The sequence below is a fragment of the Bifidobacterium samirii genome (assembly GCF_003952945.1).
GTDB lineage: Bacteria > Actinomycetota > Actinomycetes > Actinomycetales > Bifidobacteriaceae > Bifidobacterium > Bifidobacterium samirii.
Window position 1 is genome coordinate 1 of sequence record NZ_QXGK01000020.1, and the last position, 22104, is coordinate 22104.

Genomic DNA, 22104 nt, shown 5'->3' on the forward strand with positions numbered 1-22104 from the left:
CACGTTGCCGCGCTGACGCGGCAGCAGATGCGCGATCCTCATGAACTGGTCCAGCGTGATGTCATACCTCGGCGTACACATATACCGATTATCACACAACACCAACTAGCGTAAACACACCCTAATACAATCAGGACATCTATTCGGTCAGGCAGTAAGAACGGCACTCTTCAACAAAACCGTGTAAAGAGGGTTCGGAGTAGAGTTCGAGCCGGATATTGGATAGACGCAAACCGAACGTCCCTGCGACAACACACCGCAGAGGCATGTCGGGTGGGGGTACCCTGAACTTGTATCTGAGTTGTTATACGACGTTTCACAAAATACCAGAAGCCCTGGAATCGAGTGATTCCGGGGCTTCTGGTCTTGCCTGCAGAATTGAACCTATGCCTCCTTGTTGGTTTGAAGAGTCGCTTCACCGATTCCCGAGAACTTCGTCAGTCGCATTTTCGTGGTAATGACGCCGTTTTGGTGACGTTTGCGAAATTCGCCGATCGCCGTTGATTCGCTGTTTTCAGGGCTCATCACGTCTGATCAGCAGGCGCGATGCAAAACATCGTCTCGCCGGCTAAGGAAGCCAGATGACGGGGTAGCAATATGCCATTGTTAGAAGGCTTCTAATCTTATTGTTACCCCTTTCGTTGGAGAGTCTTGGAGGATACGAGAGAAGTCAGGAGTTAATGTTCCATCATTTACCATCTCGTTAAGGAAGTCATGCACCGAATGGACGAATTTCTCTAGACGCGCTACCTCATTGCCGATTGAAAGCAAACTCAGAAAATTCGGATTACGCGCATTCAACCATTTCTGGTAATCACCGTGTAGGAGCATTCCATATACATAATCAACTGCAGCTTGATGTGGAGTTACGGATCTGTAAGCAGCCTTGGCCTTGTCCTTTGCTGATTCAGATCTGGAATTCGAATTTGAATCGGTATTTTTTATTCGATATGCACAAGTAAAAGACTTCAACAAATGTTCAAGTGATTGCAAGCGCTCATGGCTGGAATCAGTGGAATTGTCAAGTCGTGATTTAATTGTCGCAATGACTTTATCAAGTGCGAGTTCATCTTCGGGAGCCCAATACTTTCTCAACAAAGCTGCGCGCAAGCAGTATTTGATGAAGTTATCATCACTCTCAGGATTCATCATCTCGCTAGTGGTCTTTAGCACTTCTTGTGTATACAGGTCATACTGAAGTACCGATTCGTGAAAATGAATCAAAAGTTCCATCCCGCCTTCGGGATGCTTCTTCCCTTCGGGATCAGATCGCTTTCGTCTATTTCTTGACACTGCGTTAGTTTTCCTTCACTATGCCTGACAGCTTGTCAGATTTAACTTGTTCGAGTCTCTGATTCAGCTTAGCTAATTTTGCCAGACGTTCATCTTGTTGATATGTTTCCTCAATTAGCAAGTCCATAAAACCAAGAACATAATCAGCCTCATCCTTACTTATGTCTTCGAAAATGTTATGAGTTGAACCGTTGCCAATATCTTTGATTGCGTCAGCTAGGTCGCCAAGACGTTTGCTGATCACTCCTTCGTCAGCAGCATCCTTCAACTTCATATTAAGGGTCTTGTCTTTGCCGTGTTCATTGGCGGGATCCTGAATCTTCTCTGTAATGATGGCTTCGAGTACACTCCTAGCCATAATGACGGTAGCACGATACGCTCCGATAGAGAAACACCTGTGGCATTCGGAAGCTGCTGAAGTGACTCGTTTAGGTACATCGGGGTACTCTTTGCCGATAGCGGAAATCGGAATCCATTCAATTGGCAAAGTTGGTTCATCGTTGTCATCATCCCAACGGTTATGTTTGTAATGTGCGATGTTCGGATAGCCACAACGATCACACTGGTAGATAACGAAATAATTATCGTCACCTTCTTGCATCTTGTCCGGTTTTGGAAAAGTACAATCTATCAAATCGGTTCCCGTTTCATATAGGAAATGCTCTTGAAGAGCGGGAAGACTCATGTTGGCATATGCATGACAATGCCAACAATTCCTTACAACCATGCTAATTCCTTATCTATATCATTTAAAACTGTATATTGGTAGACGATAATTAAAACAGCTCCCGCACACCCCCATCATAAGCTAAAGAAGAATTAAAATTCTTAGTGACATTCAGATAATTTTCTTCGTCAATCAAGAGAGATGGGATATCGGTATTCATTGAACCAGCCTCTAAGGGCTCGACATATATATCCCTACTGTATCTCCAATAGTCCAAGAGTGCAGCATCTTGTGTAAGCAATATTGATCCATTTCGGATCGATATTGCATCCAACATAGTGAGATCCCATGAGACATTCCAAGCGGATTTCGCAATCATGTCACCTGCATAAGACCCACTCTCATGAGTTAAACGGTTAAACGAGAAACCCTGCCTATCTGAAAGAAAAGCTTTACAAAATCTAAGCGTTTCCAAATCCAGATGAAACCCATTATTCAGAATCCAACGATAGAAATCAGTCCATGATTTCTTCTTTTGCAATGAAAAAAGGTGAAGTAATGTAAAATACGACAATAAATGTGTTGCATAGATTTCGTCATATGTATCGTTCGACCCAGAATACATTAGGGGAGGAACAGAGCGACAAGTATTATTCAGAAATTCTAATAGATATTGATAGCTCAAAGTTTTTATGTATGGAAAAAGCGAGTTACAGTAAGAAATTACTTGTCTTTTATTCTCATGCGCCCGTTGGCGATACTCTTCACATGCTCCAAATCGCCAATCAACCGACAATGCACTAGCATTAGATAGCGTCCATATCAGCCTATCCGGGAAGAGCTTCTGGATGGGCTTCTTCCCGGATACTGCTACAACAAGTGGATTGACGAGATTACTGTCTAATACAACCCGTCTCGCATCATCTTTCGATGAGCCTATACTATAGATTCGCATACTAGCTAATCGTTATCCATAAGCGCGAGTTTCCTTAGGGCATCATATCTATCAGTAAATTCCATAGTAGTTCTCGACCCATTCGAATATTCGATACGAATCTCAAAACGGATAAAATCATATCCATCACTCGCATCAAGATTCATTGATTCTATATAATCACGAGCATCTTGAATCGTCTCAAACGATTTATTACTACCCCACAATGAGGTGATAGAAACATTGCTCACATGGCGATCAAGCGACTGATCCAATACCTTTGCAAAAATTTCAAAAGACTCTTTCTCCTCTTGGAATAGGCAATGTTTAATTGTTTCTATTTCAAGGTCTGTCAAAAGATCAAATCTTTTTACTTGTTCCTCAATCTTCTCATCAGGAGTATCTTCTTCCCAATACGCATCAATGCCGACCGTCTTGAATGCATCCACAATCGATTGAAGGGAGAAGTGCACTACCACAAAGCCTTGAGACCTCAACTGTTGCAATGAGTTCTCAGTGAACTCTCCAGCAAGTACTGTTCCCGTAAAAGGAGCATCGTCTGCATATTTGCGCGCGCATGACAGTACAGCAGAAGAAATCTCTTGTGCCTTATTCTTTGAGTGCTTCGTGTATCTACGCCATGCGACTTCGATGAAAGCTCGCGGACGGCCGATTACTTCCTCACTGCCACCTTCCTCTACGACCAAATCCAAATCATGAAAATTACCCAATATGTCTTCAACATGTATCTTCCTCTTTCCATCACGAGTAGGACGCGGATGAATGAAATCTAGATACATATGATGCTTTTGCGCTATAGGACGCACAGTCTCAACTGTAGCCTGTTCAAGCAGATCGCCAATAATCTGGCCAAAACGGTGCGTAGGTGAGTTTGCCATTTTTATCAACCCTCGATCCAGAGGTACCCTTCCTTCAAGGGCACACGATGTTTCCTGTTCTTCCACTTAATGTTTCGATCGCGCGTTTTATCGAAAGAGTAATCATAAAACCCCACAGATTGAGCCAAACGCCCCAGCCACTCATCAACGGGCACATATATTCCGTATGGAGCAGAATCTCCTACTACAAAGCAGACACGCGAACCTTCTTTACAATATGCGCGAAGATTACGGAAAACATGAGCAAGATCAAGAAAATACAACGCTACCATCGTATGGTAATTCTTTTTCCCACCATGATGTTCCTTTTCCTCATCCAACCTTTGACAAACATCGATTATTTCATCATGAATTGGAGCGAGAATCGGATCTTCCAAATATTCAAAAGTTCTTTTCTTCTCTTTTGATACCATCTGAGAGCAGGAACGAACAAGACCTGGACGAATAATGTCCTGAAGATCACCCCATCCTTTAATCTCACCTAAAACACTCAATTCTAGTCGGGTGGCATCAGCATAGTCATAGTTATTGGCGTAGGGTGGCGATGTAAGAACTAGATCGATTTTGTCATTCATTCCTTCTCGGTATTTGCGTGAGTCCTGCTCCAAGATATTAGATTGCTTCACAGCACCACTGTTTTGCATGTAGATCAAGTCACTTGCCATTACATCAATCTGATGTAGATAAGCCTTTAGTGCGCCAGAGACATTAGTCTTTGTTTTATTAGGCAGTACGTACTGCCACGTCGCTGTTCCAGCGTGAGACGCTGAACGAAGAACACAAATAAAAGCAATCTTCGCCAATTTATATTCCGGCGTATCATCTGCGGACCGTTCGAGAGCTTTCCTTAGTTTATCGATTTCTTGCAGATTCTCTTTGCTATAACATTTCTCAACAATGGCCGGATATTCATACATTGGGTCAGTGATACCAGCCGCGATATTAGCGATAGATTTTCCCTTTTGAGCGAATGCTTCTGGATCTGTGTCCCAGGCAAGCTTAGCTGCAGCAATTTCATTCACCAATGGATGCGATTCAAAACCAATAGAAGACACGCCGATCTGATCGGCGGCAAGCATTGTTGTTCCACTGCCTGCAAAAGGATCTAGAACTGTGAAGTCGTCCTTCCCTCCAGTACGCACATGTTCAGTCTCAATAACGGATTCTGCCCATTGCGCAGAAAAACCGGCAGTGTAACGGTACCAGCCGTGTACTGGCAACTTAAGGTTGTCTATAAACGTTGTGGCAGCTTTCTGCTTAGTCTCATCTTGCTTCATAGGAACCTAGCCTAGCGTGGTTCGTGACGAGACGCGAACTTTCCACTTTCCAAGAATGCTTCGATGGCACCCAAGAAAGGCGAAAGCACCATTTTTGCTACGCTACAAGCTGATTTCCTTCTTGCTGAGCGTGCCGATGAACGCTTGATCCGCCAAGGCATAGACGGCTTATGCGACGCCGATGACGCCGACAAGGACGTTGCCCCAGCCGTAGTCGTGGAAGCTGCCGGGAAGATATGGCTATGACACCGAGCAGGCTGTTCAGCCGAGGCTGGTCAGCCCCACATAGTTGGTGGGGATCACTTCTTAAACGTTCGCACGAGCGCGGGAGCACGGAAGACTCCAATGTCGGCAGCGAGGACGGTCGCTGCAGAAATATCTATAAGATTTCTCCTTTTTTGGGGTGACTTAGATATGGGAAGATGGTCCCGGTGTGGCTCCGAAGGCCCCAGTCAGTCTGATAGATGCTTGGTTGCCGTCCTGGGTAAGTCAAGTTTGTCAAGTCGGGTAACGTACCGCCCGTCGGAAGAACCAAAGATGATGTTCAGGGTCTCACCGCTCCACACGACATGAATCCACGTGCCAGTACTGGCGTTCATCGTCAGAGTGCGGTTGACGCGATAGGTGAAAGGTCTGACCAGGCTAGATGCGGCGGATGTTGCTGGGATGCATGCTCCATGCAGCAACTCGCCACAGTCCGGCACGCGCAGCGATGCCGTTTGGTGTCGCTAGCACGCATCAACTGTATCAACCCGTACAGCACGCCCCATATCGGGGTTAATAGACAAAACGTGGGTCTTAAATCCCTCTTTGGGTTACTGGTATCTTGCGTGTCGGAGGGTGATTAACGTTCCAGGCGTTAAGGCGCCCGAGCGTTTGACTTTTTCGTGTTGGCTTGTTCCGTGAGCAGGAGCAAGTCCTCGAGGGCAAAGAAATGCCCTCTGTGCGGTGAACCGATGCGCAAGAAGGGTTTCAAAGGTCCAGGGCGCAGCGTTGGAGTACCGGACAGGTGCTGGTTGAGCTCGACCATGAGACGGGAGGATTCGGCGCGTACGGCGGAGTTCCGTGCGTTCCTCGCGTGGATCACGGGCAAGCGGTTCACGAGCGAAGCCGCCGGTTTCCTCGGCCTGTCCGGAAGCCGGCATTTTCTAAACCCGGTGAAGGACGTTTTCTGCGCAACACTGCCTCATGCACGTGCCATGCAACACCCGCGTCGATCTGGCGAGCAGGCCCGGAAACGTTGTCGGAGGGGGAATTCTTCGGGCTCGTCCGCAGGCTCGCCAAGGTGAAGGACACCAGCAAGATCGCCTCACGACTCGCCGAACCCAACACGTGGCACGGCGAGCACGGCATATCTTAGGGAACACGTCACCGCTGGACAGGGTCCTGTGCATGCGAGGAAGGTGCAGGTGGCAGTAGACGCACGAACGATTGCGCCATGCCTACTTCCGACTCACCAAACTGAACCGCGCGGGTCCGCTGTTCGCATTCCGCTATCCCGCCGTCGCCGGGGACATCGTCCCGTTGACATCGACAACGAACCGGTTGGAGGGCGGGATCAACGCCGTGGTCAAACGCACGCCCGACCACCACCGAGCACTGTCGGAATCCAACATGAAGCGCTGCTGCGAATGGACGGTGTACATGTTCACGGCGAATCCCGCCCCGGAGTCGGTCGCCCCCCCCCGGCCACTGGAAGAGGGGCGGCGGAAAAGAACCGGCCGGGAATGACGGGACGGTTCCGGGTACCGTGACCGAGGTTTGACCCTTAACCCACCCCCGTCATGTGCAAAATAAAGAAAAACCGGAATCGTATGACTCCGGTTTTGATGGTCGGACCGGCGGGATTTGAACCCGCGACGCACGAGCCCGGAAGCCCTACTGCCGCTTAGGTTCCGAGGCGTCCGTTTTTTCGTCTGCCCACATTTTGCCCACATCCTCACGGGCCAGCATCCCGGACAGGTCCAAACCCAGACGATCGAGGTCGTCGTCGAACAGGTCGGCGTACACGTCCAATGTCATCGCGGCGCTCGCGTGCCCCAACTGGCGTTGCACGGCCTTGACGTTCGCGCCGCTGCGGACCATGAGGCTCGCTGCCGTATGCCGCAGGTCGTGCACGGTCATCCTGGGGATGCCGGCCTCGTCGCACGCGCGGGCGAACCAGTTGCGCGCGTCGGCCTTGGGACTGTGGGGCTGGTGCACGTATCCGTCGACCGTGGACGGGTCACGGAACACGAGCTCATCCTGTGCGCGTCCGTCGCATCGGGCGTGCAGGAGCGGGGCGAGCTGGTCGGGGAACGTGATGCTGCGGATCTCGTGCGTCTTGGGCGTGCCCACGATGATGTGGCGCTGCACCTGCGTGGCGCTCCGGCTGATATTGATGCGCCGGCGTTCGAAGTCCACGTCGCCGACGGTCAGGCCCACGCATTCGCCCCACCTCATGCCGCACAACGCGAGCGTGAGCACGATCGTGCGACGTTGACCCTCGCACGCGGAGGCCAGCCGGTCGACCTGCCCGGCGGTCAGATACGCGTGCCGCCCCTTGACGCGCCGTGGCAGTTCGACGCCGCGCACGGGGTTGGACGGGATGCGCCGGTCCGCGACGGCGTCGTCGAGGATGCCGGCGAGCACGCCGTGCGCGCGGATGACCACGCTCGCGCTCTTCGCCCCCTCACCGGACCCGTCACCCTGGCGGATGCCCGTGACCCAGCGTTGCGCGTCCTCGCGTGTCACGGACGACACGGGCACCCCGCCCCACACGGGTTCCACCCATTTGCGCCACGCTCCCTCCAGATCGTCGTAGTAGCTGGGCTTGGTCGTCATCTCCTTCTTCGCCAGCCACGCCGCGGCCAGCTCCCCCACCGTCACCCGCCCCGACCGCGGGTCGATGTATGAGCCCTCGGCCTTCGCGACCGTCACATGCTTCGCCGCCCACTGCTCAGCGTCCGTCTTGCGTCGGAACCCGCGCTTGTCGGTCTGCGATCCGTCCGGTTTCCTGTAGCGTACCCGGTAGCGCGTCTCGCCCTTCGACGTTGTGTATTTCGAGATGTTCGCCATGTCATGCCCGCCTTCCCGTGTCGGGTATCCTGTTCCGTATGAGACCGACCAATGACCCCAAAAGCACCGCAGCACTACGGATCGTCGCCGCCTGTCTCCTGTTCATCTTCCTGTTCGCCGTCATCCCGTTCATCTGGCCCGGCGCCGACGACGGCGACGCCATGGACAAGGCCTCCGACGTGTTCAAGCTCATCGCCACCACCGCACTCGGATTCCTCTTCGGCCGAAACTCCAAATAGCATCACCACACACCTCCCAACACCGTTCCACCGTCATGCAACAGCAGACGGTAATCCTCCACGACCTGCACCGTCACGTCCAGCTCCGCCGCGATCCACCACACGTCGCCCTCATACACGATCTCGGCGCTCGCGTATGCGCGCGGGTCGATCAGCTGCAGGGCGGTCTCGCGGCGTGCGCGGCGTTCGGCCTTGCCGCCGCCGACGCCTCGGCATCCGTGGTCGCCGTGGCGGGCGTGGGCGAGTTCGTGCGCGAGCGTGCACCGGCGTTGCGGGGCGGACAGGGCGTCGTCGATGACGATGAGCCGTCCCGTGTCCAGGTAGCAGCCGCACAGGCCCGGTGCGAGCGGCCGGTATCGTACGTGTATGCCGAGCGTGAGCGCCTGTGCGAGCAGGTCGGTTTCTCCCATGGCGTCGTCGCCTCGTTTCTGGAGATCGTTGAAGGATGTGACGTCCTGTTGCGGCCGGGTATGAGTGAGCCTCCCGGGCCTGTCCGCCGTGTGGCGGGAGCGGGCTAACTTCACGGTCGAAGGACGTTGCGCCAGTCGTCGGGGAACCCCATGGGTTTCAGGTCGACATCGGGATGCGAGTCGATGATCCGTGTCAGCGAATCGGCCATGTCCGCCCAGCGGCCGGGCCATGCCCGCTGGTACATGCGCATGATGACGACGATGGTGGCCCACGCCTTCAGTCCCTCATGCCGCGAGTCCTTCCTGAGCATCGTGGCCCGGGTGGTCATGGAGCGGTTGTAGATGCGACTGTGGTGCCCGCACAGATTACGCACGTAGGTCAGATGCCTGAGCCAGCTTTTCAGAAGGTATGGTTTGATGTCGAAGTCCTTGGACACGGCCTGCGACACGGTGGTTCCGTCCGGGTACGAGGCCCGGCCGGACAGGTTGCCGTATAGCTGGGACATGGTGCCCATCGACATGATCTCGACCGCCGCCCATACCGGCAGGTCACCGTATTTACGCAGGTTGTGGGTCACGCAGGGCACGTTGCCGCGTTCGGCCCTCGCCATCTCCTTCTCGTACCCGCTCATCGACCTGGCGTGCGCCCTGCCGTCGGAAAACAGTCCGGATTCCCTGTGCGCCAGCGGCCCGCACGCGCGGGCAAGATGATAGGCCAGGCTCGTACGCGCCTTGATTTCGATTGGCCCGATGGCGTGCCATAGCCATAGGCGCAGCTCCTGGTCCAACCGGTAGATGCCGCGGATGTCGCCCAGCGTGGTTCCGGGGATGAATCGGCCATCGCGTTCGAGTGTGATCCAGTATCCGCGCAGGCGATAGTAGTTCGTGTCGGACAGCCAGCTCGCCGCATCCGCGGCGTCCTCGATGACGAGGCCGCGCTCACGCAGGTGGGCGACCTGCGACGCATAGTCGAGGGCGGGTTTCATGGGGAAAAAGAACGACCCCGCCTGGTTCGCTGCGCCGTGGGCGCTCGCGTGCGGGGTACTGTTGCCGTTCAATATAGCATCGTTGCCGGATTCCCGCACGGTGGGCGTGTCTGGTACGGCCCTGTCCATGACGTTTTCCTTTCCTCGGAACCATTTTGTTAAAGCCAACAAATAGGCGCCGCCTCATGCTCCGGCGCTCGCGGATGAGCGGCTGGGCTTCTTGTTGCGTCCTGGTTATTGCTTGCTCATGCGGATGGTCATGGTGGTGCCGAGCGCGGACGCCTCGTAGGTGAGTTCCTGCCCGTCGGCCGAGTATGCGAAGTCCTTGGTGTCATCCTGCGACGCCATGAGCGCGGTCTTCATGGTTTCGGTGTCGCCCTTACTGGTCCACTTCCAGTCGCCGGCCTCGCCGGGCGCCTCGTAGCTGCCCTTCCAGTAGAGGCTCTTGGTGTCCTGTCCGACCCAGTCGATCTCGATGGTGTCGCCGCTGATGGTCGCCTCCATCCACGATTCGTCGCTGTTGGAGTTGGTCTGCTTCCACGTGCCGGTCAGGTCGGCCGGCTTCGGCTTCTCCTGCTGTTGGGTGGACGTGCTGCCGTCGTTGCCGTCGGCCGTGGCTGGCGTGGTGCCGCATGCGGTCAGACCGAACAGCATAGCCGTGGTGGCGAGCAGCGCGATGGGTTTCTTCATGATGGTTCTCTCCTTTATTGGTGATTGTTGAAATACTTCCCCCGCGCGTCAGTCGCGCGGGGTTTCGCGTTCGAGGTCCTTGTTCGGATCCCGGAGTGCGGCGATGTCGTAGGCGTCCGGGTCGGCGGCGATGAGGTCGGCGAGGGTGTCGGGATCCATGTCCGCGAGCGCCGTGGGGTCGATTGATGGGGTGGCGGGCGTGGTTGTCTGTTCTTCTCGGATCTGGTTGGCGCGGTCGATGATGCGTTTGAGGGTGGTGACGGGGTCGGCGTGGCATACGTCGCAGATCGCGAGGAACTCGGACAAGCGCACCGGCGCCTTGAGCCCAAGTCGCAGGTCTCGGACGCGATTGTTGCTGATGGACCCATCCAGCCTCAGAGACAGCGCCCTATCGGACAAGCCGGAAACTCGCATCATCTCGGAGAGCTCGTCTGTTGAGCATCGATCCCATTCTGTCCATTCGTATTTCTTTGTAGGCATGGCCTGATTTTACACGCGACACGCTAGCACTTGCAAATCCATGCTAGCAAGTGCTAGCTTTATTTATGTGCTCGCAAGTGTTAGCAAGATGACAGCTTCGGCCGTGAAAAGCCTCCGAGACCATTCGCTGCTCGACGAGGTGCCGAAGACGGAGATCGCGAAAAAGACAGGGGTGGACCGCAATACGGTTGCCCACCGATTCCGGGCTGGAGATATGCCGCTGAGCGCCTTTATCGGCACGTCGCTGGCTATCGGACTTGACCCAAGCAAGATCATCGCCGATGCGATGCGCCAGACAGAACAGGAGGACCAACCATGAACCTGCACAAGACCATCGTCGCCCTGACGTCCATCGGGACCATCCTCCTATGCGCCGGCGTCGCAATCGCCGCCGCGGCGGCCGGCGCGGCCGAATACCACAAGGCGGACAGGCTCGCCAACATGCTCAGGAGACTGCATGATCAAGATGCCTGACCCTCGGGAACCCCTCATCGGTCTTCCACATCACGTCGACGTCGAACCGGCACCTCCAACGGGCGCCCTGCATGACCATCATGTACCGGCCCATCGGATTACCCGCCAGCATGCCGTTCACCCTCTTGCGGTCCTCCACCGCCTCCGGGACAGGCACGGCCACGGACCCTCCGTCCGGAACGTCGCCGACGGACGTCACGGCGCGGTGGAAACGCCCGCCCGAACCGGGAAGCACCGCATTGACGACGACCGCGACATCATGCGCCACGTCCCGACCCGTATTGGTCAGGACCAGCGAACAGCGGTCCTCGTCCCATCCGACGGCCCACTCGACGTGACTGTCCTCGGTATCGCGGCGAAGGGCCCTGGCGGCGAGCTCGTTCGCCTCCTGCAGGCTGGCCGCCTGGTCACGCAACGCCGCCACCTGCCCCTCCAGCGTCCCGATGTCCTCGCGACGCTCCGCGTCACGGCGCCGGGAGCCCCGATGCTCCGTCACCCAGCCGACGACCGTCGCGACGACGGTCAGCAGCCACCCGGCCAACTCGACCACATGCTCAGCGAACCAATCCCACATACCCCACAACCTACCAAAGAACCCACGATGACCACCACCGCACAGCCCGCCCCGGTGCCCGCGGATGCGATGCGCCAGACAGAACAGGAGAACCAATGAACACCATCAAGGAACAGCCGCTGCCCATGACGGCTGAATACATCGAGGACAACCCGAACCGGCCGGAAAGCGTGGACGAATACACGCGACGCCACGCCAGACTCTTCGGCATGATGAAGAGCGCGATGCGCGAGACCCTGGCCGAAGCCGGGCGCACCCCCGCGATGCAGGAGCGGGGATGCGCACCGGGGTCAGGACAGGCCGAGCGCCCTCTTGATCCTCAACTGGTCGTTGCGAATGTACCGCTGGTATTCGGCGATGCCCTGTACCGCGTCCGCGAGACTGACAAGGGCCTCCCTCTCATTACCAGACCGCGCGTAGACCTCGGCATCCTCGGCGGACTGGATCGGATCCTTCTGCATACCATCACCTCCCTTCTTTGCGTAGGCGGTCTGCTCATTGTCGCACGCCACACCACCGGCAAGGAGGAAACGCGATGAACGTCACCGCCTACCTGCTCGCGATCCTCATCATCGCCGGCGCAATCCTGTACATCGTGCTGGCCGCCGCCGCCCTGATGTGGGGGCTCGACACGGACCATCCGATCCTCGGATGCATCCCCATCATGCCGCTCTTCGCGTTCATCCTGCTCTACCTCGTGAACGACCTCGCGCAGGCCCTCGTCGAAGCGGGGGTGGGCGCATGAACGCCGCGCTCCCGGACCTGGTGACCGCCAAGGAGCTCGCCGCCCACTGCCACCGGTCCATCAGCACCATCTACCAATGGTCCAACGGATCCATGCCCAGCCCCTACCCCGAACCCGTACGCCACAACGGCAGGCTCATCGGATGGCGGCGCGAGGACATCGAGGCCACCGACCGCACGCAGCGCATCAGCCGCCGCCAATACCTCTACCCCAACGGCATCTAAACCGTTCCGGGCCGTGGTCAGGCAGACCCCGGCGGACCGCACGCCAGGCGTGCGGCAGGCCCGGGCCCGGTTCGACTCCGGCACGGTCCACCAGGGGTGCGTCAACGCCACCCGCAGGCGGCTTTCCCTCAATCTTCTCCACCCGCGGGAACGATGGGCGGGCCCGGACGCGAACGTCATAACGCGTCGCACGGCCGCGACTCCTGCCGGCCGCTACAGGCCCCCCAGCGCACCCCCATCCCAATACCCACCGACCATCAGGAAGGAAACCAACCATCATGCACACCCACACCATCCACGCGCGCGTCATCCCCGTCGACGACGACCCGCAGGAGGACGACGCCATCGCCCGCATCGGCACGCTCCTGTCCGGCGGGACCCCCGCATGCCGGTGCGACACGTGCACGCGCCAGGCATGCGAGGACGCGCACCCCGCCGCCGGCGACGACGCCGACGAGGAGAACGACGACAAGGGCGACGGCCGCGTCGTCGTACGCGACGACACCACCCTGTTCGCGCTGCGCGACGGGATCATGCGCCTCCACCGGACGGCGGTCGCCGGCATGGCCGCCGCGGGCATCGCCGACACGATCGCCCTGAACAACGTCGACCGCTACCTGCTGCACGCACTCGAAACCATCGACGAGGAGGGCAGGCGATGAGCGCCGGCGTCTGGGAGCAGCTGCTCGACACCGGCCACGCCATCACCAGCCTCGACCAGGTCGCGCCCGGCGACGTCGCGTTCCTCACCGGCGCCGACTTCGGACTCCTCGCGTTCACCGTCACCCGCATCGAACGACACCCCGAAAAAGGCGTCACGCTCCTGTTCATGGGCGAACACCGCCGCTACCAGATCGGCGCGCCCAGCCGCCTCCAGCTCGCGTTCGCACTCAGGAAGGACACGCCATGCAGGGAGTAGCGCTCGCACCGGCCGACCCGTGGCCCGCCACGTACATGGAGGCGCTGCGCACCCGGATGGACGGGCGGGCGGCAAGCCTGTCCATCGGCCACGTGACGCGCGTCCCGGACCCGGACGCGCTCGACGCGCTGGCCGACGCGCTCACGGAGCGGCGCACCTGGATCGGCATGCAGTGCGCGCTGGCCGTGGACATGACCCGCGCCGGGGCCACGGTCCGGCTCCTGCCCACCCCCGCCGACCCCGGGTCCGCGCACGCGCTCATCGGCCCGCTCGGCATCGCGCTGATCATCGGATGGTGCCATGCGGCCGCCAGGGAGGCGCGCCATGCACACGCCTGAACCCCGCCGCCGCTGCCGGTACCCGTACACCACGTGCCTGCTGCTGGCCGTGAGCGTCCTGGCGTGCGGCGTGTGGCTCGTCACCCACGACGCGTGCATGCACCCGGTCGGCAACACGCTCGCCGCCCTGTGGGGCGCGGTCTGCGCGCCGCTGCTCATCCTGCACATCCTCGGCTAGACCACACCCCGCCACCTGTGGCGGGAACCGGGCGCGCGCGGCCGCCCCGGGCCGGTCCGACACCGGCCGCGCCCACGACACCAACCACCATCAAGGAAGGAAACAGCATGACCGCCAAAACCACGCAGCCGCCGGCATCGCCGGCGGACGAGGGCGAAAGCCTGTTCGAATGGCCCCTGACGCCCGAGGTGCGCACGATGGGCGCCGGCGAGCTCCTCGACAGCCTGTACGAGACGATCCACCGGCTCAACCGGTGCCGCCAGTGGGACCGCACGCTCCTGCTGCCGCGCTTCGGCGACGTCGTCGTGGACCGCGACCGGCGCACCATCAGCGCACGCTGCATGTGGAAGCGTAAGCCCGCCTACCGGCTCGACGGCGAGGGAGGCGCGCAGTGAGCGGCGAGACCGTCATCACCGTCGTCGGCAACCTCACCGCCGACCCCGAACCACGCACCACCGGCACGGGCACGAGCGTCACCGGGTTCACCATCGCGTCCACGCCGCGCAACTACAACCGCCAGACCGGCCAGTTCGAGGCCGGGCAGACGCTGTTCATGCGCTGCTCGGCATGGCGTGACCTGGCCGACCACTGCGCCCAGACGCTCGCCAAGGGCATGCGCGTGATCGCGCAGGGCCGGCTCCAGCAGCGCTCCTATCAGGCGCAGGACGGCACGAACCGCACCGTGGTGGAACTGCAGGTCGACGAGATCGGCCCGTCCCTGCGCTACGCGACCGCCCGGGTCACCCGCATCGACCACGGGCCCGGCAACGGCACCGGAGCGGCGCCGGCGGGCGGCTTCTCGTCCGCGCCCGTCTACGGCGCGCAGCCGGGCGCATGGCCCGGCCCGCCCCCGACCGTACCGGACGACCCGTGGGCCGCCGTCGGCTTCGCGCCGGCCGCGCCCGCACCGAGCGACGAACCCGAATTCTAGAAAGGACAGACCATGACCTGGTGGATGGTCGACGACGCCCTCTACGACTCTCCGAGCATGGAAAAGGTCAGCGCGGAGGCGCTCGGTGTGCACACCATCATGTGCTCCTACGTCGGCAGGCGCATGTTCAGCGACGACTTCGACGGATGCTTCACGATCAAACGCGTCGAACTCGTCACCCGCATCTTCGGCAGACCGCCCACGCCCCGCAAGCTCCGTACCATCATCGCGGAGCTCACCGAAGCGGGCATGTGGTGCGATCTGGGAGAGGACCGGTACCGGCTCGTCGAGGCCCCGCCGTTCGGCAAGTTCTCCAACAACCCGCAACTGCGCAAGAAACGATCCGAGGCCGGCAAGGCCGGAGGAAAGGCATCGGGACGTTCACGACGCACCAAAGCCGAAGCACGTGCTTCGGGGGAAAACGAAGCAAACAACGAAGCACATGCTTCGGAAACGCTCTGGCAAACTGACGGCAAAACGAAGCAACCGGATACCCTAACCGATACCTATACCGATAATCCCCCCTACCCCCCGGAAGCAGCCGAAGCCGGGCCAGCGCCGGACGATCCTGTCCGGCACGCCGACGAGCGCACCCGCCGCCTCGTGCGGGACGCGTACCCCGGACGCCGCGGCCGGCGGGCGGACGCCGACCGGGCCGTGGACGAGACGCTGGCCGACTGCGACGCGCGGACCCTGTACGCGAGCGTGGTCCGCTACTCCAGAGCCGTCGAGGCCGGGAGCGTGCTGCGCCGCGACGTGCCGTCCCTGCCCGAATGGCTCCATGACGGGCAATGGCGCCGATGGCAGCCCGACCGGCCCAGCAGCTACGAATGGGGCACCGTCACCCGCGACTGGATCCGCGAGCACATCGAACAACGGGTCCCCGCAGGAGCGTTCACCGCCGACCACGAGCGCGACTTCTGGGCCAGCGTCAAGACCGGCACCAGCCCCGACGAGGCCTCCCAGGCCATCGTCGACGAACTCACCCGACGCGCCAGGCGCATCGAGACCATGCAGGGCGAGGCAGCGCAATGAGCGGCCGGAGGACCCCGGACGGGCCCAGCCCGGACACGCGCCGCACTGTCCTGGCCCGCGACGGGTGGAAATGCGCCATCTGCGGCCGGAACATCGACCACCGGTGGAGCGGGTTCAGCATCCACCACCGGCTCAAACGCAGCCAGGGCCACGGATACGACGGCCTGCACGAACCGGGCAACCTGCTGCCCCTGTGCGGCAGCGGCTCGGACGGCTGCCACGGCTGGGTCCACGGCAAGGCCGGCGACACCGCCTACCGGCTCGGCTACCTCGTCCCCTCATGGCAGGACCCCACCCACACGCCCGTCTACTACCGCCGCCACGGCTGGCAACTGCTCGCCCATGACGGCACCCGCCGCCCCACCGTCCCGCCCGACGGCATGGACGCCTGGATCGGCGACATCACCCACGACCACGAAAGGAAGCAATCATGACCGACACCACGACCACCACCGACGGCACGACCACGACCGCCGGCGCCGACGCCACGACGACGCCCCCGCCGCCACTGCCGCCAAGCCGGACCCCGCTGCTCCTGTGGATCGACACCGAAACCACCGGCGCCGACCGCGACCGGGCCCGTCTGCTCGAGATCGGCATGGTCGCCACCCCATTGGACGCGTCCGGCGACATCGACGAATTCCATTCCATCGTCCGCCCCGACCGTCTCGACGTCTACGAGTGCGACATCGACGCGCTGCGCATGCACCTGGACAACGGCCTCCTCGACGACGTGTGGTACACCGACCCCGACGAGAACGCCTACCAGCCCGTCGCCAACGACCTGACCGAATGGCTCGACCGGCTCGCCGAACACCACCTGCTCATCCCCGCCGGCACCAACGTGGACTGGGACCTCGACGTCATCACCCGGCAACTCGCCCCGTCCGGCGAACACGGCCAATGGCTCCGCGAGCGCCTCCAGCATCGCAAGCTCGACCTCAGCTCGTTCCGCATCGCCCGGCAGGCCCTCGCCGACGGCGCGGCCGGCCGGCATGCCACGGGCCGGCCGCACGAGGGCGCCGTCCACCGCGTCATGGACTGCATCCGACGCGACCGCAACGAATACGCCGTCATCCTCGACGAACTGCGCGCCGTCCGCACCGAAGGAGACCCGCGATGAGCACCGTACCGACATCGCCGACCACCCCGGACATGGTGGAGCATCCCGCCCACTACACGCGCTCGCATCCGGGCATGGAGTGCATCCAGCTGACCGGCGACTGCACCTTCTGCATGGGCAACTGCTGCAAATACCTATGGCGCTACCGATCCAAGGGCCACCCGGTCGAGGACCTGCGCAAGGCGCAATGGTATCTGCGAGAGTCCATCGCCCGAAACGAACCGGTCAGATGGACGCTCACCCAGACGCGCATCCTCATCCGCCTGCGAGGCGAGGCCGAACGGGACGGCAACGAACCCGAATACCGCGTATGGCGCGACCTCGCCATCGGAGACGTACACGAGGCGCTACTGGCGCTCGCGGACCTCATCGAACATATGTACGAATACGACACGGAGAAGGAGACGCAACGATGAGCGACGAGATCAGCGACGACATCGACGGGCCCGTCGCACGGTACAGCCGGCCGCATGCCGTCACGTACGCGTGCGGACGCTGCCGCAAACGCTTCCCCCGCCTGTGCAGGGATGGCCTGTGCCGCACATGCCATCACACGGTCCTGACGGACGGCGCCGTATCGGGCGGCACGATCGAGACCCGCACGGACACGGAACCGCCCATCAGCACGCGCGGCATGAGCGAATACTGCGGCAACGGGCACAAGTGGACCCCGAAGACCACCCGGTGGCGGTACAGGGACAGGGGCGGCCGGCACGGGCGCGGCTGGGAGCGCGACTGCCTGCTGTGCAAGCAGAAGAGCGACGGACGCGCCCACATGGGCAAGAACGTCAAGGGCCGCAACGTCACCATCGTCATCGGCAAAAACGGCACCCGCTGGATCAGCGGCCAACCAGGAGGAGTGGAGCAATGACCAACACCACCACGACCGACCCCACGCCCACCGGACGCGTCCACACCATCGACACCATCCGCGACATGATCGACGACCTCGGCCTCATCGCCACCACCCCATACAAGCCGATCGACCCCGACCACTACCCGCAGGCGCTCGCCGACCTCATGCTCACCTACGGCACGCCCACCTACCTCGAATACGACTGAAAGACCATGCAATGAACGCTGAAAACACTGAATCCAACGCTGAAAACACCGAAACCGCCACCACCCGCGAGCGCCGTCTCCAATCGCTTGCGTGGCATCGGGGCGTGCGTGAGGGCATCCGCTGGGCGCAGGGCAACGCGGATGGGCCGCTGTCCGACCCGTACGACGGCAGGCGCGAGACGGACAGGCCGATCGAGAGCGTGACGGTCGTCTACCACGCGCCCGACGGCCAACAGGCGCTCATGGCATGCGCATCACACAACCAGTGGGACCGCTGGACCGCAGCCGTCCTGCTGAACGACGGCACCGCCGTGCGCGGCAGGAAACTCCGCCCCATCCTGGGCAACGTGTGCGCACTAATCGCCCACGACGTCCAGGACATCCACTTCGACGACTGACCACCACGACGAAACAGCCAGCGAGCGCCCTCATCATCATCGATGACGGCGCTCGCGGGAGGGAGGAATGGTTTCGATGATCTATGGGTATGTCAGGGTGAGCACCGACCGGCAGACCGTGGAGAACCAGCGGTTCGAGATCGACCGGTTCTGCGGGCGTGAGCATATGGAGGTCGGCGTGTGGTTCGAGGAGACCATCAGCGGCACCAAGGCCGTCGACAAGCGTGAGCTGGGGAGGCTGCTCGGGACGATGCGGGAGGGCGACCTGATCGTCTGCTCCGAGCTGTCGCGGCTGGGGCGAAGCCTGTTCATGATCATGGACGTGCTCAACCGTTGCATGGAGCGGGGCGTGCGGGTCTGGACGGTCAAGGAGGGGTACCGGCTGGGCGACGACATCCAGAGCAAGGTCCTCGCGTTCGCGTTCGGCCTGTCCGCCGAGATCGAACGCAACCTCATCAGCCAGCGCACGAAGGAGGCGCTGGCGCGTCGAAGGGCCGAGGGCGTGACGCTGGGGCGGCCGGTCGGGGCGATGAGCGACCTGAGCAAGACCAAGCTCGGCCCGCATATCGACGAGATCCGGGACATGCTCGACATGGGCATGAGCAACGCCGCCATAGCCCGCGTGTACGGCGTGCACCGGGCCACGGTCGGCCGGTTCGTCGAGACCAGGATCAACTGCCCCGAGGAAGGAGGGGGCCGTGGCTGACTGGAGGGATCGGGCGTCGTGCCGGGGCATGGATCCGGATATGTGGTTCTCGACCGAGCGGTCGTGGCGGACGAGGCGTGCGATCCGTGTGTGCGCGTCGTGTCCGGTACGTGTGGAGTGCAGACGGTTCGCCGATGAGCATGCGCGGTATGGCGGGTATCCGCTGATCGGCGTGTGGGGCGGCGAATGGCGCGGCTGACCGGCCGTCGGGCATGAAAAGGCCCCGGGGGTAAAGGCAGGAACCCGGGGCCGGCGTGATTGAAGGAAGTGTCACAACCAGGACATGACCATACCCATCTTGCGGAAGGAATCCCAGCATGCCCGCGTGTCAGCACTGCCACACATCCGTCGCCCGCCCCTACACGCTCTGCCAGGCGTGCGAGAGCCTGCTCTTCCGCACGCTCCTGCAACTCGCCAAGGACCTCGAACCGCTGCGCGACTCGCTCGACGCGACCCTGCACCCCGGCGGCCACCAGCCCACCCGCACCATCACCCCGACCGCACCCACACCACTACGACTGGACGTGCTCGACCTGCTCGACACCATCGACGCGACCGGCAGCGAACTGCTGCGCCGCCTCAACGGCGTCGACGCCCAACAATGGAACCGCGTCGCCACCGACGTGGACACGCACACCACGCTCTGGTGCATCGCCGGACACCCACGCCTCGCCACCTACCCCGACGCCGGCCTCACGCTCGACACGTTCGCCCGCCTCAGCGCCCAGACCGACCGCATCATCGACCCGCCCGAACACCGGCGCGAGATCGGCCCGTGCGACACGTGCGCCACCATGCTCACCGCAGGCCCCCACGACCAATGGGTCACCTGCCCCGCATGCGAGCGCGTGCAGCGCGTCCAGACCGTACGCCTGCGACGACTCGAACGCCTGTGCTTCGACGACACCCGCCGCGGATCCGCAGCCGAAATCGCACGCGCGTTCACCGACGCGGGCATCACCGTCAGACGCGGCACCATCAACATCTGGAAAAACCGAGGCATCATCCCCACCGACACCCACGGCAACATCGCCTACTGCGACGTCTACCGGCGCGTCATCGCACCCACCAGCTTGACAAACCGACGACTGTAACCGACAATAGCCAGTGGATAACTGTAAGCGAAGGCCCGGGAAACACCCCCGGGCCTTCGCATATCCACTCACATGGGCGGCCCCCGATCGGGCGGCGCAGGAGTCCACACCCCGCGCCGAATCATGTCCGCCCGCCAAGGCTTGCGTGCCCGAGAGGACTAAAGGACCCCGCCGTGAGGCGCGGTGTGGAGCAAACACCGACACTCCACCGCGGATTCGAATCCCGCCCAAGCCACCTCACCCACCATCGGAGGCGCGAGCATGCCTCCCACCCGATCCGACCGCTACAATGCCGATATGGCTTCAAGAATCTGCTGGCATTGTGGCGCGAGCGCGCATATGACGCGCGTCAAGGACTCCTACAAAACGGACAAGGGCGGCGCATGGGTCGCGTTCTGCACCTGTGATTATTGCGGATACCCCAATATCGCAATGGCGGACGAGTCCGCCCTTGCAACTTACCGTGTCACGATCGGCACGGTATCTGCCAACTGGTTCGTCGACGCGAACGGCGAGGACTCGGAGAAGCTGATTCACTGGCTCCCCGAAGAGCCGTTGGGAAGGGAGTTCAAGGACGTGCCACAGCATATATCGGACGCCGCATCCGAGGCGTATGCGTGCTTCAGCATCCGTTCCTACAGGGCGGCGATACTCATGGCCCGCAGCGTTCTGGAAGCCTGCGCGAAGGACAAGGGCGTGACCAAGGGAAACCTCGCGTCCAAAATCGACGCGCTCGCCGACGATGGCGTGATCAGTCCGCAGATACAGGCCGAAGCGCATGAGATACGCTACCTCGGCAACGATATGGCCCACGGCGACTTCGTGGAGCCGGTCGGGATGGACGACGCCGACGACGTGCTCGGGTTCCTCGCCACGTTCCTCGACTACGTCTACCAGATGCCTGCGGCGATCCGGCGCAGGCAGGAAGCCCGCAAGCAACGGGGAGCGAACCCGAACGCATAAGAACGACTCCTCGGAGGTGGACATGCGCAGTCGCGCCAACCCCCGCCGTTCCAACGGGTATCGGCGCGACCAGCTGCGCCAGCGCGTGCTCGCCGCCTACGACGTGTGCGCCATCTGCGGCCAGCCCGTGGACAAGACACTGCGCACGCCGCACCCGTTGAGCGCCGAGGTCGACGAGATCGTGCCCGTCTCACGCGGCGGCGATCCGCTCGACTGGCGCAACGTGCGCCTCACGCATCGGCGCTGCAACCGGCTCAAGAGCGACCAAACCGACGAGCATGCGCGCATGCTTTTGGCCGGCCGGCCGCGCCCTCCGGCCACGTCGCTGCCGTTCGAGACCAGCGGCGACTGGTGAGATGGTATGGGGAGGATACCCCGGCCGGCCCGTTTTGAGCCTCCTCGGGTGCA

The 22104-nt window shown here is 60.8% G+C and carries 36 protein-coding genes; 25 read left to right on the top strand and 11 right to left on the bottom strand.

Going from position 1 to position 22104, the window contains the following annotated elements; translation table 11 throughout:
- Nucleotides 1-606: 606 nt before the first annotated feature.
- From D2E24_RS08490 to D2E24_RS08510, 5 genes are read right to left on the bottom strand one after another with little or no spacing between them, the layout of a single operon-like run.
- A complete protein-coding gene (locus D2E24_RS08490) occupies nt 607-1293 on the bottom strand; it encodes a hypothetical protein (RefSeq protein ID WP_125968909.1) in 687 nt (228 codons plus the stop codon).
- Between the two features lie 4 nt (nt 1294-1297).
- Nucleotides 1298-2020 (bottom strand): DUF4145 domain-containing protein, encoded by a 723-nt coding sequence (locus tag D2E24_RS08495; RefSeq protein ID WP_125968910.1) that lies wholly within the window; start codon nt 2018-2020, stop codon nt 1298-1300.
- 49 nt (nt 2021-2069) lie between these two features.
- On the bottom strand, nt 2070-2915 hold the full coding sequence (locus tag D2E24_RS08500) for a hypothetical protein (RefSeq protein ID WP_125968911.1): 846 nt from the start codon (nt 2913-2915) through the stop codon (nt 2070-2072).
- Nucleotides 2916-2920: 5 nt separating this feature from the next.
- Nucleotides 2921-3859 (bottom strand): DNA methylase, encoded by a 939-nt coding sequence (locus tag D2E24_RS08505; protein ID WP_125968912.1) that lies wholly within the window; start codon nt 3857-3859, stop codon nt 2921-2923.
- Nucleotides 3799-5070, bottom strand: a complete 1272-nt coding sequence (locus D2E24_RS08510) for a DNA methyltransferase (protein ID WP_125968913.1) — start codon at nt 5068-5070, stop codon at nt 3799-3801. Before D2E24_RS08510 ends, D2E24_RS08505 begins: the two co-directional genes overlap by 61 nt.
- 63 nt (nt 5071-5133) lie before the next feature.
- Here D2E24_RS08510 and D2E24_RS10340 point away from each other — a divergent pair, with 63 nt between their 5' ends.
- Entirely contained in the window at nt 5134-5316 is a 183-nt protein-coding gene (locus D2E24_RS10340; RefSeq protein ID WP_164521068.1) for a hypothetical protein, read from the top strand.
- A 1632-nt stretch (nt 5317-6948) separates the two neighbouring features.
- Here the strand turns inward: D2E24_RS10340 and D2E24_RS08520 are convergent.
- Nucleotides 6949-8127, bottom strand: a complete 1179-nt coding sequence (locus D2E24_RS08520) for a tyrosine-type recombinase/integrase (RefSeq protein ID WP_125968914.1) — start codon at nt 8125-8127, stop codon at nt 6949-6951.
- Nucleotides 8128-8165: 38 nt separating this feature from the next.
- Here D2E24_RS08520 and D2E24_RS08525 point away from each other — a divergent pair, with 38 nt between their 5' ends.
- On the top strand, nt 8166-8366 hold the full coding sequence (locus D2E24_RS08525; protein ID WP_125968915.1) for a hypothetical protein: 201 nt from the start codon (nt 8166-8168) through the stop codon (nt 8364-8366).
- A gap of 2 nt (nt 8367-8368) precedes the next feature.
- Here the strand turns inward: D2E24_RS08525 and D2E24_RS10345 are convergent, their stop codons facing one another.
- The 4 genes from D2E24_RS10345 to D2E24_RS08545 form a co-directional block, all read right to left on the bottom strand.
- Nucleotides 8369-8776, bottom strand: a complete 408-nt coding sequence (locus D2E24_RS10345; protein ID WP_164521069.1) for an ImmA/IrrE family metallo-endopeptidase — start codon at nt 8774-8776, stop codon at nt 8369-8371.
- Nucleotides 8777-8886: 110 nt separating this feature from the next.
- The gene (locus tag D2E24_RS08535) at nt 8887-9834 is read right to left on the bottom strand and encodes an Abi family protein (protein ID WP_164521070.1); all 948 of its coding nucleotides are present in this window, start codon (nt 9832-9834) and stop codon (nt 8887-8889) included.
- A 162-nt stretch (nt 9835-9996) separates the two neighbouring features.
- Nucleotides 9997-10452 carry a hypothetical protein gene (locus D2E24_RS08540; RefSeq protein ID WP_125968918.1) on the bottom strand — a complete coding sequence of 152 codons (456 nt, stop codon included), beginning with the start codon at nt 10450-10452 and terminating at the stop codon, nt 9997-9999.
- 48 nt (nt 10453-10500) lie between these two features.
- The gene (locus D2E24_RS08545; protein WP_241222936.1) at nt 10501-10758 is read right to left on the bottom strand and encodes a hypothetical protein; all 258 of its coding nucleotides are present in this window, start codon (nt 10756-10758) and stop codon (nt 10501-10503) included.
- A gap of 262 nt (nt 10759-11020) precedes the next feature.
- On the opposite strand from D2E24_RS08545, the gene D2E24_RS08550 reads away from it, so the two are divergent.
- Nucleotides 11021-11251, top strand: coding sequence for a hypothetical protein (locus D2E24_RS08550; protein WP_125968919.1), 231 nt, complete (start codon nt 11021-11023; stop codon nt 11249-11251).
- Entirely contained in the window at nt 11248-11406 is a 159-nt protein-coding gene (locus tag D2E24_RS10350; protein ID WP_164521071.1) for a hypothetical protein, read from the top strand. Before D2E24_RS08550 ends, D2E24_RS10350 begins: the two co-directional genes overlap by 4 nt.
- On the opposite strand, the gene D2E24_RS08555 is transcribed toward D2E24_RS10350, so the two are convergent.
- On the bottom strand, nt 11378-11980 hold the full coding sequence (locus tag D2E24_RS08555; protein ID WP_125968920.1) for a hypothetical protein: 603 nt from the start codon (nt 11978-11980) through the stop codon (nt 11378-11380). The genes D2E24_RS10350 and D2E24_RS08555 overlap by 29 nt on opposite strands.
- A gap of 95 nt (nt 11981-12075) precedes the next feature.
- On the opposite strand from D2E24_RS08555, the gene D2E24_RS08560 reads away from it, so the two are divergent.
- The 21 genes from D2E24_RS08560 (at nt 12076) to D2E24_RS08660 (ending at nt 22051) form a co-directional block, all read left to right on the top strand.
- The gene (locus D2E24_RS08560; RefSeq protein WP_125968921.1) at nt 12076-12519 is read left to right on the top strand and encodes a hypothetical protein; all 444 of its coding nucleotides are present in this window, start codon (nt 12076-12078) and stop codon (nt 12517-12519) included.
- Nucleotides 12516-12725 carry a hypothetical protein gene (locus D2E24_RS08565; protein WP_125968922.1) on the top strand — a complete coding sequence of 70 codons (210 nt, stop codon included), beginning with the start codon at nt 12516-12518 and terminating at the stop codon, nt 12723-12725. Before D2E24_RS08560 ends, D2E24_RS08565 begins: the two co-directional genes overlap by 4 nt.
- Entirely contained in the window at nt 12722-12949 is a 228-nt protein-coding gene (locus tag D2E24_RS08570) for a helix-turn-helix transcriptional regulator (RefSeq protein ID WP_125968923.1), read from the top strand. Before D2E24_RS08565 ends, D2E24_RS08570 begins: the two co-directional genes overlap by 4 nt.
- A gap of 278 nt (nt 12950-13227) precedes the next feature.
- Complete coding sequence (locus tag D2E24_RS08575; RefSeq protein ID WP_125968924.1) at nt 13228-13611, top strand: hypothetical protein; 384 nt, start codon at nt 13228-13230, stop codon at nt 13609-13611.
- Complete coding sequence (locus D2E24_RS08580; protein ID WP_125968925.1) at nt 13608-13868, top strand: sortase family protein; 261 nt, start codon at nt 13608-13610, stop codon at nt 13866-13868. Before D2E24_RS08575 ends, D2E24_RS08580 begins: the two co-directional genes overlap by 4 nt.
- On the top strand, nt 13856-14206 hold the full coding sequence (locus tag D2E24_RS08585) for a hypothetical protein (protein WP_125968926.1): 351 nt from the start codon (nt 13856-13858) through the stop codon (nt 14204-14206). The genes D2E24_RS08580 and D2E24_RS08585 overlap by 13 nt, the downstream gene beginning before the upstream one ends.
- Nucleotides 14193-14384, top strand: coding sequence for a hypothetical protein (locus D2E24_RS08590; RefSeq protein WP_125968927.1), 192 nt, complete (start codon nt 14193-14195; stop codon nt 14382-14384). Before D2E24_RS08585 ends, D2E24_RS08590 begins: the two co-directional genes overlap by 14 nt.
- 107 nt (nt 14385-14491) lie before the next feature.
- Entirely contained in the window at nt 14492-14779 is a 288-nt protein-coding gene (locus tag D2E24_RS08595) for a hypothetical protein (protein ID WP_125968928.1), read from the top strand.
- A complete protein-coding gene (locus tag D2E24_RS08600; RefSeq protein WP_125968929.1) occupies nt 14776-15315 on the top strand; it encodes a single-stranded DNA-binding protein in 540 nt (179 codons plus the stop codon). The genes D2E24_RS08595 and D2E24_RS08600 overlap by 4 nt, the downstream gene beginning before the upstream one ends.
- 12 nt (nt 15316-15327) lie before the next feature.
- Complete coding sequence (locus D2E24_RS08605; protein ID WP_125968930.1) at nt 15328-16350, top strand: con-10 family general stress protein; 1023 nt, start codon at nt 15328-15330, stop codon at nt 16348-16350.
- Nucleotides 16347-16784 (top strand): HNH endonuclease, encoded by a 438-nt coding sequence (locus D2E24_RS08610; protein ID WP_125968931.1) that lies wholly within the window; start codon nt 16347-16349, stop codon nt 16782-16784. The genes D2E24_RS08605 and D2E24_RS08610 overlap by 4 nt, the downstream gene beginning before the upstream one ends.
- Nucleotides 16781-17473, top strand: a complete 693-nt coding sequence (locus tag D2E24_RS08615) for an exonuclease domain-containing protein (RefSeq protein WP_125968932.1) — start codon at nt 16781-16783, stop codon at nt 17471-17473. The genes D2E24_RS08610 and D2E24_RS08615 overlap by 4 nt, the downstream gene beginning before the upstream one ends.
- Complete coding sequence (locus D2E24_RS08620; RefSeq protein WP_241222937.1) at nt 17470-17889, top strand: DUF3310 domain-containing protein; 420 nt, start codon at nt 17470-17472, stop codon at nt 17887-17889. Before D2E24_RS08615 ends, D2E24_RS08620 begins: the two co-directional genes overlap by 4 nt.
- Complete coding sequence (locus tag D2E24_RS08625) at nt 17886-18344, top strand: hypothetical protein (RefSeq protein WP_125968933.1); 459 nt, start codon at nt 17886-17888, stop codon at nt 18342-18344. The genes D2E24_RS08620 and D2E24_RS08625 overlap by 4 nt, the downstream gene beginning before the upstream one ends.
- The gene (locus D2E24_RS08630) at nt 18341-18535 is read left to right on the top strand and encodes a hypothetical protein (RefSeq protein ID WP_125968934.1); all 195 of its coding nucleotides are present in this window, start codon (nt 18341-18343) and stop codon (nt 18533-18535) included. The genes D2E24_RS08625 and D2E24_RS08630 overlap by 4 nt, the downstream gene beginning before the upstream one ends.
- 11 nt (nt 18536-18546) lie before the next feature.
- Nucleotides 18547-18933: a hypothetical protein gene (locus tag D2E24_RS08635; protein WP_125968935.1), complete on the top strand. Its 387-nt coding sequence runs from the start codon at nt 18547-18549 to the stop codon at nt 18931-18933.
- 76 nt (nt 18934-19009) lie between these two features.
- Entirely contained in the window at nt 19010-19639 is a 630-nt protein-coding gene (locus D2E24_RS08640) for a master DNA invertase Mpi family serine-type recombinase (protein ID WP_125968936.1), read from the top strand.
- The gene (locus D2E24_RS08645; protein WP_125968937.1) at nt 19632-19838 is read left to right on the top strand and encodes a WhiB family transcriptional regulator; all 207 of its coding nucleotides are present in this window, start codon (nt 19632-19634) and stop codon (nt 19836-19838) included. Before D2E24_RS08640 ends, D2E24_RS08645 begins: the two co-directional genes overlap by 8 nt.
- Nucleotides 19839-19956: 118 nt before the next feature.
- Nucleotides 19957-20733 (top strand): hypothetical protein, encoded by a 777-nt coding sequence (locus tag D2E24_RS08650; RefSeq protein WP_241222939.1) that lies wholly within the window; start codon nt 19957-19959, stop codon nt 20731-20733.
- Nucleotides 20734-21072: 339 nt separating this feature from the next.
- A complete protein-coding gene (locus tag D2E24_RS08655) occupies nt 21073-21696 on the top strand; it encodes a DUF4145 domain-containing protein (protein WP_206430958.1) in 624 nt (207 codons plus the stop codon).
- Nucleotides 21697-21718: 22 nt separating this feature from the next.
- Nucleotides 21719-22051, top strand: a complete 333-nt coding sequence (locus D2E24_RS08660; protein ID WP_125968938.1) for an HNH endonuclease signature motif containing protein — start codon at nt 21719-21721, stop codon at nt 22049-22051.
- Nucleotides 22052-22104: the final 53 nt, after the last annotated feature.